The organism is Flavobacterium aestivum (assembly GCF_026870175.2).
GTDB classification, from domain to species: domain Bacteria; phylum Bacteroidota; class Bacteroidia; order Flavobacteriales; family Flavobacteriaceae; genus Flavobacterium; species Flavobacterium aestivum.
Genome location: NZ_CP113977.2, coordinates 3199160 through 3216707, shown reverse-complemented (window position 1 = coordinate 3216707; position 17548 = coordinate 3199160). Strand labels below are relative to the sequence as shown.

Below are 17548 nucleotides of genomic sequence, written 5' to 3'. Positions count from 1 at the left end.
TTTAAAATAGATTAAGGAGATTTTATCAGAATTGGTTTTCCATGAGTTTTTTTTATAATGATTCCCATTAATGAAGGTAATTTAATCAATATTTTCATCAAAATAGCAGACAATGTTTGTTTTTGCAATAAAAAGCCCAAATAGTGCCCCATTCTTAATCTATCCTTAAAATTTAAATTCCACTCTTTAGTATATTTTTTTTCTAACTCATCTCTAGATTTTATTTCATCATTATAATATTTAATAATTAATTGAGAGACAATTTGGGCACTGTGAATCGCCATTGCCATTCCGTTGCCACACAAAGGATGAATTAATCCGGCGGTATCTCCTATCATTAAAATATGATCTTTGACTGTTTCTTTCTTATCAAAAGATATTTGACTAATGGTTAGAGGTTTTTCGAAAAGCAGTTTGGATTCTTTTAAAATCAAATCTAAATGGGGGTTTTTTACAACTACATGATTTTGATATTCTTCTATATTTTTATAATTTTTAAAAGTTTCATAGCTAGCCAGATAACAAATGTTTATTGCGTCGTTTTCTACTTTTGATACACCACAATATCCTCCTTCAAAATTATGTAAACCCACTAGGTCATTTGGAAAATTACCCGAATAATGCGCTTTGACGGCTAGCCAATGTGATTTTTTTTGAATAAAATTACGGTTTAACTTTAGATCTATATTTGATCTTTTTCCAAAAGCTCCTATAACAATTTCCGAATTTAAAACCCGATTATTTGATGTTGTAATAGTAAAGTTATTATTTTCAAAAGTGATGCTTTCTACATTGTCCTGAATAACTTCACAACCAATTTCTAATGCTTTTCTAAATAAAAATGAATCTAATGCGTACCTGCTTACTCCAAAACCTCCTAGCGGTAGATCGCAATGTATGCTTTTCCCGTTTGTTGTTGAAAAATGCAATTTAGAAATCGAAGTAGGATTTAATTCTGTAATAGTGAGAGAAAGCCAATCAAAATATGAAATGACTTCATTTGAAATATATTCACCACAAACTTTATGCTTTGGATATTCGTTTTTTTCTATTAAAACTACTTTTAATCCCATTTTTATCAAATGGATTGCTGCAGTTAATCCTGCTAAGCCACCACCAATAATCGTTATGGGTTTATTGTTTTTCATAGTATAGCTAATTTAAGCAATTTATTTAAAAGAAAACTTACTAATTAAAACAAAAAAACTGCTCCAAGAAAATTGAAGCAGTTTTAAAAATAAACAAAATTGTTTTTTATTCTATTTTACTTTTCACGATTTCATCCACGATTTCTGGATTTAATAATGTTGTAATATCTCCAAAGTTTGAATAATCTCCTTCGGCTATTTTACGTAAAATACGACGCATGATTTTTCCTGATCTTGTTTTTGGCAATCCAGAAACAAACTGTATTTTATCTAATTTGGCAATAGGACCAATATGGTCAGCTACATGCTGATTGATTTCTTTACTAAGATTTTCTCTATCTCTATATTCACCAGATTCTTTCAAGATTACAAAGCCATATAATGCATTTCCTTTGATGTCATGTGGGAAACCAACAATCGCTGACTCAGCAACAGCTGGATGCTCGTTAATTGCATCTTCGATTGGTGCTGTACCTAAATTATGCCCTGAAACAATAACAACATCGTCTACACGTCCTGTAATTCTATAATATCCAACTTCATCACGCAATGCACCATCTCCAGTAAAATATTTACCAGGAAAGGCAGAGAAATAGGTGTCTTTATATCTTTTATGATCTCCCCAAATGGTTCTGGCGATACCTGGCCAAGGAAATTTAATACACAAACTACCGTCTACTTGATTTCCTTCTATTTCATTACGTTTGTCATCCATCAAAACGGGTTGAATTCCCGGCAATGGTAAAGTTGCATATGTTGGTTTTGTTGGTGTTATAAATGATATAGGTGCAATCATAATTCCGCCAGTTTCAGTTTGCCACCAAGTATCAACCACAGGACAGCGTTTTCCTCCTACGTGGTCATTGTACCAGTGCCAAGCTTCTTCGTTTATTGGTTCTCCTACAGATCCAATTACTTTTAAAGATTTTAATGGGAATTTTTGAATATAAGATAAATTCTCTTTTGCCAGAGCACGTATTGCTGTTGGTGCTGTGTAGAATTGAGTTACTTTATGTTTTTCGATAATTTCCCAAAAACGGCTAAAATCAGGATATGAAGGAACTCCTTCATAAATTACTGTTGTAGCACCATTCAATAATGGACCATATAAAATATAAGAGTGTCCAGTTATCCAACCTATATCTGCTGTACACCAAAAAATATCGTTTTCTTCATAATGGAAGACATTTTTGAAAGTATAAGCTGTGTACACCATGTAACCTGCAGTGGTATGAACCATTCCTTTTGGCTTACCGGTTGATCCTGATGTGTATAATATGAATAAAGGATCTTCTGCATCCATGATTTCAGCAACACAATTACTGCTTGCTCTGTTTAAAAGCGGTTGTAACCATTGATCACGCCCTTCTTTCATGTTGATTTTGGCATTCGTTCTTTTAGCTACTAAAACTGAGGTAACTGAAGGACAATTTTGCAAAGCATCATCAATGATTCCTTTTAAGTCAATCGTTTTATTTCCGCGGAATCCTCCATCTGATGTGATTACCATTTTGCATTCACTATCATTTATTCTTGAAGTAACTGCAGATGCTGAAAAACCAGCAAAAATAACCGAATGTATAGCACCAATACGGGCACATGCCAAAACAGAAACGGCTAATTCTGGAATCATTGGTAAGTAAATACAAACTCGATCTCCTTTGGTAATACCTTGCTCACGCAAAACATTTGCCATTTTTGAAACGCGTTCATATAATTCATTGTAACTAATATGTAGAGCTTCTTCAGATGGATCGTTTGGTTCGAAAATAATGGCTGTTTTATCTCCTTTTTTGGCCAAATGTCTGTCGATACAGTTTTTAACAATATTGACTTTTGCCTCAGTAAACCATTTTATTTCGGCTTCAGCCATATTAAAATCAACAACTTTATCCCAGTATTGGTACCAAGTAAAATTTTCTTCTGCAATTTTGCCCCAAAATTTTCGGGGTTCACGTATCGATTTATTATAATGTTTGAAATACTGTTCTAAACTATCAATCTTAAAATAACTCATTTTTCTAATTTTTTTATAAAAGTATTAAATCTCCCTTGTTTTCAAAACTATTCATCCTAAATAATAAAAAAAAATCACAAAAAGTAATTTTATGATCACTTTTTATGATTTTCTCTTAAAAATTTAAGTTTTTTTGAAGCATAAATAATAACTAAAGGCTATAGTAGAACTATATTTTATCCTTTCCTTTTTTTATAATATTTGACAACAATTATAGTATTCTTTTCTGCTAAAAAAGATTTAGGGATTACTTCACTTAACTTCAATTAAACACTGAAGTTAAGTGAGAGTAAAATGCATTAATACCTTTCAATTACAAATAAATGCTTACTAATTCAAAAATTTTTAAACTTATTGATATTATGCAAATCCCAGCACACCCTCATGTGTGGTAATCCTTAACGTTATATCATTATTCATTCTATAGAACTATCCGATTTTTTTCATTGCTGTCATTGATGCTCTCAACCATGATCCAACTTCTTCTATAGGATGCTGACGTATTGTGTTATTTACAGCTATCAATATTGCATTATCTACACCATTTGATGTTGAAAATGGTTTTCCGATTATATTGGTATCAACCGTTTTCATGAATTCTGTCAATAATGGTTTGCAAGCATGATCAAACAAATAACAACCATATTCTGCTGTATCAGAGATGATTCTGTTCATTTCATATAATTTTTTTCTAGCTACAGTATTAGCAATCAAAGGCAATTCGTGCAATGATTCGTAGTATGCTGATTCTGCTATAATTCCTGCTTCTGTCATGGTTTCGAAAGCCAATTCAACACCTGCTTTTACCATTGCAATCATTAATACTCCATTTTCAAAGTATTCTTGTTCAGTGATTGTTGCTGTTGTTGGAGCGGTTTTCTCAAAATTTGTTTCAGCTGTTGCTGCTCTCCAAGTCAATAGATTGATATCATCATTTGCCCAGTCAATCATCATATTTTTAGAGAATTCTCCAGACATAATATCATCTTGATGTTTTTGGAATAATGGACGCATGATATCTTTTAATTCCTCAGCAATTCTGTAAGCTTCTATTTTTGCAGGATTAGAAAGACGATCCATCATATTGGTGATTCCACCATGTTTCAAGGCTTCTGTAATAGTTTCCCATCCGTATTGGATTAATTTTGAAGCATATCCTGGTTCAATACCTTTTTCTACCATTTTATCAAAACATAAAATAGATCCTGTTTGCAACATTCCGCAAAGAATAGTTTGCTCTCCCATTAAATCTGATTTTACTTCGGCAACAAATGAAGATTTCAAAACTCCTGCTTTGTGACCTCCTGTTGCAGCTGCATATGCTTTGGCTTGTTCTAATCCTTCTCCGTTTGGATCATTCTCCGGATGAACAGCAATAAGGGTTGGTACACCAAAACCTCTTTTGTATTCTTCACGCACTTCTGATCCTGGACATTTAGGTGCGCACATAATAACTGTTAAGTCTTTACGGATTTGCATTCCTTCTTCAACGATATTAAAACCATGTGAATATGATAAAGTAGCGCCTTGTTTCATCAATGGCATGATTGCTGTTACTACAGATGTATGTTGTTTGTCCGGTGTTAGGTTACAAACCAAGTCTGCAGTAGGAATTAATTCTTCATAAGTTCCTACATTGAAACCATTATCTGTTGCATTTATAAAAGATGCTCTTTTTTCTGTAATTGCATCAGTACGTAATGCATAAGAAATATTCAATCCAGAGTCTCTCATGTTTAATCCTTGATTCAAACCTTGGGCTCCACAACCAACTATAACTATTTTTTTTCCTTCTAAAGCGGTAACTCCATTTGAAAATTCTGATTGATCCATGAATTCACAAACTCCTAGTTGTTCTAATTGTAATCTAAGTGGTAATGTATTGAAATAATTTGCCATTTTTTTAATATTTAATGAATGTAAAATTTAATAATTGAAATTGTTATCTGCTTTTTTTAGCACAGATTGATTTTATTTTAATGCTTCTAATAATGTTGAAATTTCCATCTTTTCTTTAGAAATCGATATTCTTCCCGAACGGACAAATTGCATGATTCCAAAAGGTTTTAATTTTGCGTATAATTCCTCTATTTCTGAACGTTTTCCTGATTTTGAAATCACAAAAAACTCTCTTGATACTGTGACTATTTGAGAATTACTTTCTTTTATAATATTCTGAATTTGTCTTTCGTCAAATAATAAGCTTGACTGAATTTTGAATATTGCGCTTTCCAAAAAGATGGTTTCTTCATCAACATGATAAAAGGCTTTAATGACTTCTATTTGTTTTTCTATTTGGCCTACAATGTTGTGTACCCATTTTTCGGTGGTATTTACAACAATGACAAATCTTGAAACATTTTCAATTTCAGATTCGGAAACATTTAGACTCAAAATATTGATGTGGCGTTTCAAGAATATACCTGATATTCTGTTTAGCAAGCCAACATTATTTTCTGAATAAACAGAAATGGTGAACATTTTATTTTCCATAATATTAACTTAATCGTATGTCAGAAACTGAAGCTCCTGTTGGAATCATCGGAAACACGTTATTTTCTTTTTCTACAATCACCTCTAGGAAGTAAGAATCTTTTGAAGCCAACATCTCAGCAACAGCAGCATCTAAATCTTCTCGTTGGGTTACTTTTTTGGATTTGATATAATAACCCTCAGCGATTGCTATAAAATTAGGATTGATCATCTCTGTCGAAGCATATCTTTTATCAAAGAATAATTGTTGCCATTGACGCACCATTCCTAAGAACTCATTGTTCAAAACAACAATTTTAACGGGAACTTTGGTTTGAAAAATTGTACCTAATTCTTGAATTGTCATTTGAAAACCACCATCACCAATAATTGCTACTACTTCTCTATTTGGCATTCCCATTTTGGCACCAATTGCTGCCGGTAAAGCAAATCCCATAGTTCCTAATCCGCCAGAGGTTATGTTACTCTTTGAGGTGTTGAATTTTGAGTAGCGACAGGTGAACATTTGGTGTTGTCCCACATCCGAAACCATAATGGCATCTCCCTTAGAGTGTTTATTAATCATCTCTATAGTTTCTCCCATTGAGATACCATGATTTTTTGATGGATTTAACTCTTGATTGATAACTGATTCCTGTTCAATCTTATATTTTTCCTTGAACTCATTGTGCCAAGAATCATGTGTTTTGTTTTCGATAAGAGGAAGTAAAGCTGTTAATGCTTCTTTTACATCACCTAATACCGCTACAGTTGTTTTAACATTTTTATCTACTTCGGCTGGATCAATTTCAAAGTGAACTACTTTGGCTTGTTTGGCATAAGTGGCTAGATTTCCTGTTACACGGTCATCAAAACGCATTCCTAATGCAATCAAAACATCGCATTCATTGGTTAGAATGTTTGGTCCGTAATTACCGTGCATTCCCAGCATTCCAACATTTAATGGATGATCTGTTGGCAATGCCGAAAGACCTAAGATTGTCCAAGCTGCAGGAATTCCTGATTTTTCTACCAATGCTTTCAACTGTTCTTCGGCTTGACCAAGAATAATTCCCTGTCCGAAAATGATATATGGTTTTTTGGCATTGTTTATTAATTCCGCTGCTTCTTTTACCTTTTCTAGATTTAAAGTTGGCTTTGGAGTATAGCTTCTGATGCCGGTACATTTTTCATAACTAAATTCCAGTTCATCAAATTGAGCGTTTTTAGTAATATCTATTAACACTGGTCCCGGACGTCCTGATCTTGCTATATAAAAGGCTTTAGCAATGATTTCCGGAATTTCATGAGCTTCGGTAACTTGGTAATTCCATTTGGTTACCGGAGTCGAAATTCCAATAATATCTGTTTCCTGAAAGGCATCAGATCCCAGTAAATGTTTACCTACTTGTCCGGTAATACAAACCATTGGAGTAGAATCTATTTGAGCATCGGCAATTCCTGTAACTAAATTGGTTGCGCCTGGACCCGAAGTTGCAATTGCTACTCCAACTTTTCCTGTTGCTCTTGCAAACCCTTGAGCTGCGTGTGTTGCACCTTGTTCGTGACGAACTAAAACATGATGCAATTGATCTTGAAATTTATATAACTCATCGTAAACGGGCATAATTGCACCACCCGGATAACCATAAACTACGTCAACTCCTTCGGCTAATAAACATCTTATAACTGCTTCAGCACCTGATATTTTATTATTTTTCATTTTTTATCTTTTTGGCAATTGCCATTTGAATTTTGGCTATTATTTATCGGTAACACATCCTGTAGATGCGCTTGACACTGATCTTGCATATTTTAAAAGAATACCTTTTGTTGCTTTTAAAGCTGGTTGAACCCAATTGGCACGTCTTTTTGCATATTCTTCTTCACTGATTTTTAAGTTGATGGTGTTCTTAACCGCATCAATAGTAATTAAATCACCATTTTCTACTAAAGCAATTCCACCTCCATCATGAGCTTCTGGTGTAATGTGGCCTACCACAAATCCATGTGAACCTCCAGAGAACCTACCATCTGTAATCAAAGCTACGCTACTACCTAGTCCTGCTCCCATTATGGCTGATGTTGGTTTTAGCATTTCTGGCATTCCTGGACCACCTTTTGGTCCACAATACCTGATGACGACTACATTGCCTGGTTTAACTAATCCGTTTTGAATACCTGGAATAACTTCGAATTCACTCTCAAAAACAACAGCTGTTCCTTCAAAATACTCTCCTTCTTTTCCGCTTATTTTGGCAACACATCCTTCTGAAGCAAGGTTTCCGTATAATATTTGGATATTTCCGGTTGATTTTAATGCATTTTGAATTTCGTGAATTACCTCTTGTCCGTCATTCAAATCTGGAATTGATGCTAAATTTTCTGCTACCGTTTTTCCGGTTACTGTCAAGCAGTTTCCGTGAAGCAGACCTTCTTTTAATAAATACTTCATTACCGCTGGAACACCTCCTACTGCATGTAGATCCTCCATCATGTATTTTCCGCTTGGTTTTAAATCAGCTAGTACTGGTGTTTTGTCACTTATAGCTTGAAAATCAGCCAAAGTAATTTCGACATCTACTGAATGTGCCATAGCAATTAAGTGCATAACCGCATTGGTTGAACCTCCTAAAACTGCTACGATTGTGATAGCGTTTTCAAAAGCCTCACGTGTCATAATATCTCTAGGCTTGATATCTTTTTCTAATAATATTCTAACAGCCTTTCCTGCATCGTGACATTCTTGTTTTTTCTCTTTACTCAAAGCTGGGTTTGATGAGCTGTATGGCAAACTCATTCCTAAGGCTTCAATTGCCGAAGACATAGTGTTTGCTGTATACATTCCTCCACAGGCTCCAGCTCCCGGACAAGCATTTTGAATAACACCTTTAAAATCTTCCGGACTTATTGTATTATTAAATTTCTTTCCTAATGCTTCAAAAGCAGAAACAATATTTAATGATTCACCTTTCCATTTTCCGGAGTGAATTGTTCCTCCGTAAACCATAATCGAAGGACGATTTACTCTTCCCATGGCAATTAAGGCTCCAGGCATATTTTTATCACAACCGGGAATTGCAATCAATCCGTCATACCATTGAGCTCCCATAACGGTCTCAATAGAATCCGCAATTACATCACGAGATACTAATGAATAGCGCATCCCGTCTGTACCATTTGAAATTCCATCACTAACACCAACGGTATTAAATATCAGCCCGACCAGATCTGCATCCCAGACTCCTTGTTTAACATCTTTGGCAAGATCATTTAAGTGCATGTTGCATGTATTTCCTTCATACCCCATACTTACAATACCAACTTGAGCTTTTTTTAGATCTTCCTCTGTTAAACCAATTCCGTGCAACATAGCTTGTGCCGCCGGTTGTGTTTCATCTTGCGTAATCGTCTTGCTGTACTTGTTTAATTCCATTCTATGTTAATTTGTGTATTTAATTTTTATTTAAAAAAAAACCTCCCAGAAGTATGGGAGGTTTTAAATATTTAGTTGACTTATATCTATACCAATCCCTTCCCATATGTGGTAATCACAATGACACTTACAATTAAAATTAGATTGATAATGAGTTTCATTTCCTTATTATTTTTTTGACTCTGCAAAAGTAGAAAAAAGAAATCTAACAGAAAAACATTTATTCAATAAATTGAGTGATTTTAGTGAAATAATTTAAAATTTTATGAATTTAGCTATCAAACTATTGTTGATTGCCCTATTTGAACGTTATCATTCTTAAAATACAAATCATCTTTACTTAATATGACATTAGAAATAAAATCTCCAACATCATTAGTCCCAAATCTTGAGCCTGAGTTTAAATCTATTGTAACTACTTTATACTCAATTGCTTTTTCTATAGCTTCGTAAACTTTTTTGGCTTCTTTTTCTAATCCAAAATGCTCCAATAACATAGCGGCAGATACGATTGAAGCAATAGGATTGGCAATATCCTTTCCTTTTGCTTTAGGGTATGACCCGTGAATAGGTTCAAATAGAGCATTATTATTTCCTATTGAAGCCGAAGCCATTAAACCTATCGATCCCATAATTGCACAGGCTTCATCAGAAAGAATATCCCCAAATAGATTCTCTGTTAAGATTACATCAAATTGTTTAGGATCAGTAATAATTTGCATGGCAACATTGTCTATATAAAGACACTCTAAAGTAATATCTGGATAATTAAGGGCAATTTTTTTTACCGTTTTTCGCCATAGCCTAGATGTTTCAAGCACATTTGCTTTATCTACTAATGTTACTTTTTTTCTTCTGGTTTGTGCCGCTTTGAAAGCTAAATGTGTAATTCGGAAAATTTCTTCTTCTGAGTATTCACAGATATCAGATGCTTTTGTTCCTTCTTCATTTAATTCCTTTACACCATAGTATGATCCACTGGAAAGCTCTCTGTAAATGACAAAATCAGTACCTTCTATTACTTCCTTTTTTATAGGTGAAACATCAAGTAGATTTTTATAAGGCTTAACTGGTCTGATATTGGCATAAAGACCTAATTCTTTTCTAAGTTTTAATAATCCTTGTTCAGGACGTATTTTGGCATCCGGATTATTATCGTATTTGGGATTACCAATGGCTCCAAATAAAACGGCATCGGTATTCAAACAAAGATTTAATGTTTGTTCTGGTAGAGGATTTCTAGTTTTATCAATGGCAGTTGCTCCTATTAAAGCATCCTCAAAAATAAACTCATGATTATATGCAACACTAATAGCATATAACGTTTTCTTTGCCTGTAAGATTACCTCCGGGCCTATCCCATCCCCCGGAAGTACTGCTATTTTTAAGTTCATATTTTCTGCTTTTATTTATTATACCCTAGATGATGACATTTCTTGATCAACTAAAAACCAGCTCTAATTAAATTAGTTCATAATTAATTTTTGAAGCTTCAATAATTTGATGAATATCATGATCTAATACTTCTTTCTTGATATCTGCAAATTTTAAAAATTCGACATATACTATATCTAACTGCGTTTTTGTTAATTCGTAACCCACTTTTTTGGCTCTGTATGCCAATGCTGCTCTTCCGCTTCTTGCTGTTAAAATTATCGAAGACTCATTGACACCTACATCCAATGGATCCATGATTTCATAAGTTGCTCTGTTTTTAATCACTCCATCCTGATGAATTCCAGAACTGTGTGCAAAAGCATTGGCTCCTACAATTGCTTTATTAGGCTGCACGATCATTCCCATGCTATCTGAGACTAATCGGCTCATTTCGTTCAATTGCTTGCTGTCGATATCAGTATATAAATTCAAATAAGGGTGTTGTTTGAAAATCATCACCACTTCTTCAAGAGCTGTATTACCGGCTCTCTCTCCTATCCCATTGATAGTACATTCAATTTGTCTTGCCCCATTTATTGCTCCGGCAATTGAATTGGCAGTTGCCATTCCTAAATCATTATGACAATGACAAGAAAGAATTACATTTTCAATTCCTTTTACGTTTTCTTTTAAGTATTTAATTTTTGCTCCATATTCTTCAGGTAAACAATATCCTGTAGTATCCGGTATATTAAGAACAGTAGCTCCAGATTTAATAACCTCCTCACATACCTTTGCTAAAAATGCATTTTCTGTTCTTCCGGCATCTTCTGCATAGAACTCCACATCTTCTACGTAAGATTTAGCATGGGCTACAGCATTTTTTGCTCTCTCGATTACATCTTCACGTGTTGTTTGCAGTTTGTGAACTATATGCGAATCTGATGTTCCGATTCCTGTATGTATACGAGGTTTTAAAGCATTTTTTAGGGCAGCAGCTGCAACATCTATATCATTTTTTACAGCTCTTGTAAGACCACAAACTGCAGCATTTTTTACGATTTTAGATATTTCAGAAACAGATAAGAAATCACCTGGGCTGGAAACGGGGAAACCAGCTTCAATGATATCAACACCCATTTCGTCTAGGCGATTGGCGATAACAAGTTTTTGTTTAGTATCTAATTTACAACCAGGGACTTGCTCTCCGTCTCTTAAGGTGGTGTCAAAAATTTGGACTTTCTCTCTATTCATTTTAATTTATTTAATGTAATTTCACATCTCATAAACAAAATTAGATTTCATTTCACTAAAACTAAACCAGTTTTAATGAAATATACTACTTATAAAGTAAAAAATAACAATGTAAAGTACTGATTATCAGTTATTTAAATCTACTTATAATACAATGGCTAACCCTCAAAAAGATTTTTTATTTGTATTAATTAAATCGTTGTCCAAATCTGAAAAAAGACAATTTAAAATATTTGCAAGTCGATTAGAAACAAGTTCGAATACAAAGTTTATTGAGTTATTTAATATTTTAGATAAATCAGAAAACTATGACGAGAAGCTTATCCTAAAGAATGGGGTAATAAAGAAGGTGCAATTATCGAATCTAAAATCCTATTTATATAAACAGATTTTGGTTAGTATTCGGTTGAATATTCCAAGCCAGAACATTCGCTATCAATTAAGGGAGCAAATTGACTTTGCTACTATCTTATATAATAAGGGATTGTACAGACAAAGTTTAAAAATATTAGACAAAACCAAACAGCAAGCCTTAGAGAATGATGAAAAACACATGGCTTTTGAGATTGTCGAATTTGAAAAATTAATCGAATCACAATATATTACCAGAAGTATCCAAGGACGAGCGGATGAGTTGGTTATTCAGGCCAAAGAATTAAACTATCGCAATACAATTTCGAGTAAATTATCTAATTTATCTTTGCAGTTGTATGGCATTATGTTAAAAACAGGCTATGTAAAATCAGACGAAGAGTATAAGTATATTGATGATTATTTCAATAAACACATTTCCCGTTTAGACAAATCCAAGTTTGAGTTTAGAGAGAAATACTGGTTTTACAATGCTAATTTATGGAGAAGTTTTTTGGTTCAGGATTTTCTTTCCTGTTATAAATACTCCTATAAATGGGTTACCTTATTTTATGACAATAAAAATATGATTTTTCTAAATCCAGTTTTCTTTTTAAAAGGAAACCATTATTTACTAGAGTCATTATTCATGCTTAAATACAAATCTAATTTCAAAAAATATTTAGAGCTATTAGAAGAGACAATTAATGACCCTCGTTTTCCTGTTAACGACAACATTGCTTCATTGTCTTTTCTTTATTTGTATAATAATAAACTAAATTATCATATACTTGAAGGCACTTTTGCCGAAAGCGAATATTTAATTCCTGAGATTCTAAATAAAATAAAAATTCACAATGAACATCTGGATGAACATCACGAGATGATGTTTTATTACAAAATTGCCTGTATCTATTTTGGTAATGAAAAATATCAGGAATGCATTCTTTATTTAGAAAAAATCATAAACAATAAGAATCTTTCTATGCGTGAAGATTTAATGTGTTTTGCAAGAATTTTGTGTTTGATAGCGCATTATGAGCTAGGGAAAGATTATTATTTAGAAAATCAACTCAAGAATACCTATAAGTTTTTGCTTAAAATGAATGATTTGCATGAGGTACAAAAAGAAATCATTCGTTTCCTTAAAAACTTGAGCACTTTATATCCAAGTGATATCAAAAAAGAGTTCATAAAAATGAGAGAACGCTTTATTGAGCTAGAGAAAAACACCTATGAGAAAAGAGCATTTCTATATCTTGATATTATTTCCTGGCTGGAAAGTAAAATAGAAAACCGAAAAATAAGTGATATTATTAAGGAAAAAGCGAAGTTGAGTAATCGATAATTATAATGTACAAAAAAAGCGGTCGATTTTGACCGCTTTTTTATTAGGCTTTATAACAGAAACTAGTTGTTTTATTTTTCGGACTGCTTTATAGATTCATTAGGCATCATATTAGCATTTGGTCTAATCTCAGTATGGCGAATTTCCCCTCCAGAAGTTCCTACTTTTTGTACTAAAAATAATCCAGCAGTTGCAATAATTAGTATTAAAAAGGAAAGTAGCTTAGCTTTTGTATTATTTTTAAAATTCAAATACAGTCCTACAAGAGATAAGCCACTCGTGACATAAAGTAATATCGCGAGTTTTTCGGCTAATTCTTCGTGTTCATGGATAATCTGTTTTCCTATATTTGGCATATCTTCAACCAATTCCTCTGCTCCTTCTCCAGTTTCCATACTAATTGCGGCAAAAATAGCTGCCACTATAAACAGTACATAAGAGGTATTTATTAATGTTTTATTTTTCAGAATCAGTCCAATTATTAAAATACCAAATCCAAAAATGGTCCCAATAATTGGAAAATGATTAACTATCATGTGAAGATGTGCCTCGTTCATAACTTAATTTGATTTAATTTTTAGAAATTTCATATTTATTCTAAAGATAATATAATTACTTAAAATTAAGAAAACCTTTTTAAGAGTTATCTCTCTCCTTATTTTTTCTTTATAAAGATTAAAATATTCAATTATTATCCTATCACATTCATTATTAGTCTATAAGAAATAGCTAGCGTAATTTTGATTTTTTGTGTATTTAATAGTGCAATGATGGTTTTAAAATGAATTTTATGATAAATTTAGGAATCAAGCCACTATTGAATTTGCACCATCTAGATTCATTTTGTGTACTTTTGCAAAAAAAATAATTTTTATGAATCTTTTAAAAAAGTTCTCCCCTTTTTATAATCTCGCTCTTTTCTACATTATTGTTAGTTTTCTTTTGCGAATTGTATTGGTTTTTCACCCTATTACACAAACTTCTTTTTCTTTTATAGATAGTTTGAAAATCTTCACAATGGGATTCATCTCGGATGCCTTTGTATTTGTAATAGCCACAGGATTTCTATGGTTATATCTTATTTTTATATCCGACTCAAAATATTATAAGCCCTACGGGAATATTATATTTGGATTATTGGTGGCATTATTTCTTTATGTTGCATCTGGAAAAAGCATTCTGAATGAATATGGAGGTGCTTTACCAAAAATTGGAATGATTTTTATAGGTATTAAAACCTTTTTGTTTGGACTCCTACTCTTTTTGCCTAAATATCGCAGCAAAATAAGATTATGCCTTTTCACCTTTGTAATATTCTTATATGTTGTTTTGATCCTTCAAAATGGTATAAGCGAGTATTTTTTCTGGAATGAATTTGGAGTAAAATATAATTTCATTGCGGTTAACTATTTGGTATACACGAATGAAGTTATAGGTAACATCATGGAATCTTACCCAGTAATTCCTTTGTTTTCGGGGCTATTTGCCGTTGCAGGTATTGTTACTTATTTTATAACAAAAAGAACCAAAAATTATATTGAAAACATTCTGACATTTAAAGAAAAAATAAAAACAAGCGGGATTTATCTTTCTCTTTTTGCACTTTCCCTTTTTGCTATTCCTTTATTGGCTAAAAAAGAAAATTCCCAAAATGTTTTTGCCAATGAGTTACAATCTAATGGGATTTATAGATTCTATTTGGCTTTTATGAACAGTGAATTGGATTATTTCAAGTTTTATAAAACCTCGCCTGAAAAAGAAGCTTTTGCTCTATTAGAAAAGCAAATTCCTAATATTTCAGGAGAAACTACATTAAGACAAATCAAAAGTGATGCTTCTGAAACCCATAAAAATGTGGTATTAATAACGATAGAAAGTTACAGTGCTGATTTTATGAAAATGTATGGTAATGATATGAACATCACTCCTTTCTTGGATGATTTGGCTCAAAAAAGTTTATTGTTTACCAATTTATACGCCGTTGGAAATAGAACCGTTCGTGGTCTTGAAGCAGTAACCTTATGTTTCCCACCTACTGCTGGTGAAAGTGTGGTAAAACGAAAAGACAATAAAAATAAATTTTCTACAGGTTCTGTTTTCAAAGACAAAGGATATGATGTGAAGTTTCTTTATGGTGGGGATGCTTTTTTTGACAATATGGAAGATTTTTTTGGAGGAAACGGTTATAATATTGTCGATAAAAAATCATTTACTCCAGAAGAAATCACTTTCGCTAATATTTGGGGAGTTTGTGACGAAGATATGGCTAATAAAGCTATAAAAGTTATGAATGCAGAAGCCAAGACTGGTAAACCCTTTTTCAATCATTGGATGACAGTAAGCAATCACCGTCCGTTTACCTATCCAAACAATAAAATTGATATTCCTGGAGATATTAAGTCACGTGAAGGTGGTGTAAAATATACGGATTATGCTTTGAAGAAATTCTTTGATATGGCTAGTAAACAACCATGGTTCAAAAATACGGTATTTGTAATTCTTGCCGATCATTGTGCTTCAAGCGCTGGTAAAACAGAACTTCCTGTTGATAAATATAGAATTCCGGCCATGATTTATAGTCCAGGTTTTATAGAGCCTCAAAAGTATACTAAGGTAATGTCACAAATAGACGTTATGCCAACACTTTTTGGATTGTTGAATTTTAATTATCAAAGTAAATTTTACGGTCAGGATGTTCTGAAATCGGATTATAAACCAAGAGCTTTGATTGCTACGTATCAAGATTTGGGATTAATAAAAGACAATGTTTTAACGATTATTTCTCCTAAGCAAACCGTAAAACAATTTCAGTTAAATCTGAAACCAGATCAAAAAGTTGCCCAAGATTTTCAAATCTATTATGATCAGGTTCCTTTAAAGAATGAAAGAACTGATCTTGTAAATGAAACAGTATCGTATTATCAAACAGCTTCGGATATATTAAAGAAAAAGAATTATCAAAGTTTAAATTCTAAAACTCCAATTAAGGTAGCTGAATCAGATAAATAATTTTTGATTTTTGAATCATAAAAAAAGCCTGTGAAAATTAATTCACAGGCTTTTCTATTTTTATTAAGACGATTAATTAAAAGTCATTCTCGCTTTCTAAACCAAAAACTTTTCCTTTTTTCCAAAGTTTCAAATCGTTATTTAGATTCTTTTTGTTGCGATTGGTTAATTCTTTTGAGTCTAAATCATCTAGATTTGGTTTACCAGCTTTTACCCAAGCAGTGAACCAAAAATTGGTTGTTGCAACAATTGCTTTTCTCATTTGGCTTTCCACCATACCATTCAATGCAGTGTGGAATTGAGTTACATATTCTTTAGAATATATCAAATCACCAAATTTGTTTTTAGCAATATTCCCTTTTTCGTCTTTATCATACATGGTATCCGGAGTAAAGGTTGCGCGCAATTTTTTATCAATTGCTAAAAGAGGTTGCACTTGGCTGTGTGTATCTTTTATGATATCCCAAGTTGCTTTTTCAACATTATCCACATATTTAGCTTCTCCGGTATAAAAATTGTAATTTTTCCCAAACATTTCAGGAATACGAGATTCCCACATAGAGTGAATCCCTTTTTGATCCGTAAGTTGTCCGTCATGGTTAGCAGAAGTATGCAATGGCATATGTGCATCACCAATGTAATGTGCTAAATCTGCTGCTAAAAACAAAATTTCAGTTTTTCTTTTGTCTTTAAACGCCTTGGTTAGTTTGGTCATTGTTTCTTGTATGTACCAAGGTAAAATACCATTATTGGATAAAAATTTCTCATCGTATTTTTTCTTAACATCCTCAAATGGCAACGGAATAGAATCTACTGCTCCAAAATTTTCCATATCCATAAAATGGCGTGGATTTTCTGCTTTGTCACGTAATGTATATTTACGCAAATCAGGAACTGTTGATTCTTGTGTTATAAAATCGATATGATTATAAAAAAAGGTTTGCAAAGGCTTTGGCAATGCCATAACTGCTGCGTTATTAATGTGTTCGTGGCCAAAAATACCCCAAGACAAAGTAATAAAAGCAATACCAATTGCAGAAAAAGTAAGGACGGTTTGTTTTAATTTGAATTTTTTCATTATATCTATTTTATTGAGCTACAAAAGTATTTTTTTTAAAGATAATTTAAAAGTATAC

General features: G+C 32.7%; 12 protein-coding genes. 2 read left to right on the top strand and 10 right to left on the bottom strand.

Annotation, left to right across the window (positions count from 1 at the left end):
• Positions 1-11: 11 nt before the first annotated feature.
• The 8 genes from OZP08_RS13725 to OZP08_RS13690 all read right to left on the bottom strand — a co-directional run bounded on the left by OZP08_RS13725 (position 12) and on the right by OZP08_RS13690 (position 11704).
• Positions 12-1148, bottom strand: a complete 1137-nt coding sequence (locus tag OZP08_RS13725; RefSeq protein WP_281322111.1) for an NAD(P)/FAD-dependent oxidoreductase — start codon at positions 1146-1148, stop codon at positions 12-14.
• 106 nt (positions 1149-1254) lie between these two features.
• Positions 1255-3165, bottom strand: coding sequence for an acetate--CoA ligase (acs, locus tag OZP08_RS13720; protein ID WP_268846660.1), 1911 nt, complete (start codon positions 3163-3165; stop codon positions 1255-1257).
• A 429-nt stretch (positions 3166-3594) separates the two neighbouring features.
• Entirely contained in the window at positions 3595-5064 is a 1470-nt protein-coding gene (gene ilvC, locus OZP08_RS13715) for a ketol-acid reductoisomerase (protein ID WP_281322110.1), read from the bottom strand.
• Between the two features lie 72 nt (positions 5065-5136).
• Positions 5137-5658, bottom strand: coding sequence for an acetolactate synthase small subunit (ilvN, locus tag OZP08_RS13710; RefSeq protein WP_268846659.1), 522 nt, complete (start codon positions 5656-5658; stop codon positions 5137-5139).
• A 4-nt stretch (positions 5659-5662) separates the two neighbouring features.
• Complete coding sequence (ilvB, locus tag OZP08_RS13705; protein ID WP_281322109.1) at positions 5663-7360, bottom strand: biosynthetic-type acetolactate synthase large subunit; 1698 nt, start codon at positions 7358-7360, stop codon at positions 5663-5665.
• 39 nt (positions 7361-7399) lie between these two features.
• Positions 7400-9073, bottom strand: a complete 1674-nt coding sequence (gene ilvD / locus OZP08_RS13700; RefSeq protein ID WP_281322108.1) for a dihydroxy-acid dehydratase — start codon at positions 9071-9073, stop codon at positions 7400-7402.
• Positions 9074-9351: 278 nt separating this feature from the next.
• Entirely contained in the window at positions 9352-10467 is a 1116-nt protein-coding gene (gene leuB / locus OZP08_RS13695; protein WP_281322107.1) for a 3-isopropylmalate dehydrogenase, read from the bottom strand.
• 67 nt (positions 10468-10534) lie between these two features.
• A complete protein-coding gene (locus OZP08_RS13690; RefSeq protein ID WP_268846656.1) occupies positions 10535-11704 on the bottom strand; it encodes a 2-isopropylmalate synthase in 1170 nt (389 codons plus the stop codon).
• A gap of 154 nt (positions 11705-11858) precedes the next feature.
• On the opposite strand from OZP08_RS13690, the gene OZP08_RS13685 reads away from it, so the two are divergent.
• Positions 11859-13403, top strand: coding sequence for a hypothetical protein (locus OZP08_RS13685; protein WP_281322106.1), 1545 nt, complete (start codon positions 11859-11861; stop codon positions 13401-13403).
• Positions 13404-13474: 71 nt separating this feature from the next.
• Here the strand turns inward: OZP08_RS13685 and OZP08_RS13680 are convergent, their stop codons facing one another.
• Complete coding sequence (locus tag OZP08_RS13680) at positions 13475-13960, bottom strand: DUF2231 domain-containing protein (protein ID WP_268846654.1); 486 nt, start codon at positions 13958-13960, stop codon at positions 13475-13477.
• Between the two features lie 316 nt (positions 13961-14276).
• Between OZP08_RS13680 and OZP08_RS13675 the strand changes: the two genes are divergently transcribed.
• The gene (locus OZP08_RS13675; RefSeq protein WP_281322105.1) at positions 14277-16412 is read left to right on the top strand and encodes an LTA synthase family protein; all 2136 of its coding nucleotides are present in this window, start codon (positions 14277-14279) and stop codon (positions 16410-16412) included.
• A gap of 76 nt (positions 16413-16488) precedes the next feature.
• On the opposite strand, the gene OZP08_RS13670 is transcribed toward OZP08_RS13675, so the two are convergent.
• On the bottom strand, positions 16489-17490 hold the full coding sequence (locus tag OZP08_RS13670) for a zinc dependent phospholipase C family protein (RefSeq protein ID WP_281322104.1): 1002 nt from the start codon (positions 17488-17490) through the stop codon (positions 16489-16491).
• Positions 17491-17548: the final 58 nt, after the last annotated feature.

Bases quoted from the DNA above. Each gene is read 5' to 3' on its own strand.
- OZP08_RS13725 (WP_281322111.1), bottom strand. From the start codon at position 1,148: ATGAAAAACAATAAACCCATAACGATTATTGGTGGTGGCTTAGCAGGA.
- acs (WP_268846660.1), bottom strand. From the start codon at position 3,165: ATGAGTTATTTTAAGATTGATAGTTTAGAACAGTATTTCAAACATTAT.
- ilvC (WP_281322110.1), bottom strand. From the start codon at position 5,064: ATGGCAAATTATTTCAATACATTACCACTTAGATTACAATTAGAACAA.
- ilvN (WP_268846659.1), bottom strand. From the start codon at position 5,658: ATGGAAAATAAAATGTTCACCATTTCTGTTTATTCAGAAAATAATGTT.
- ilvB (WP_281322109.1), bottom strand. From the start codon at position 7,360: ATGAAAAATAATAAAATATCAGGTGCTGAAGCAGTTATAAGATGTTTA.
- ilvD (WP_281322108.1), bottom strand. From the start codon at position 9,073: ATGGAATTAAACAAGTACAGCAAGACGATTACGCAAGATGAAACACAA.
- leuB (WP_281322107.1), bottom strand. From the start codon at position 10,467: ATGAACTTAAAAATAGCAGTACTTCCGGGGGATGGGATAGGCCCGGAG.
- OZP08_RS13690 (WP_268846656.1), bottom strand. From the start codon at position 11,704: ATGAATAGAGAGAAAGTCCAAATTTTTGACACCACCTTAAGAGACGGA.
- OZP08_RS13685 (WP_281322106.1), top strand. From the start codon at position 11,859: ATGGCTAACCCTCAAAAAGATTTTTTATTTGTATTAATTAAATCGTTG.
- OZP08_RS13680 (WP_268846654.1), bottom strand. From the start codon at position 13,960: ATGAACGAGGCACATCTTCACATGATAGTTAATCATTTTCCAATTATT.
- OZP08_RS13675 (WP_281322105.1), top strand. From the start codon at position 14,277: ATGAATCTTTTAAAAAAGTTCTCCCCTTTTTATAATCTCGCTCTTTTC.
- OZP08_RS13670 (WP_281322104.1), bottom strand. From the start codon at position 17,490: ATGAAAAAATTCAAATTAAAACAAACCGTCCTTACTTTTTCTGCAATT.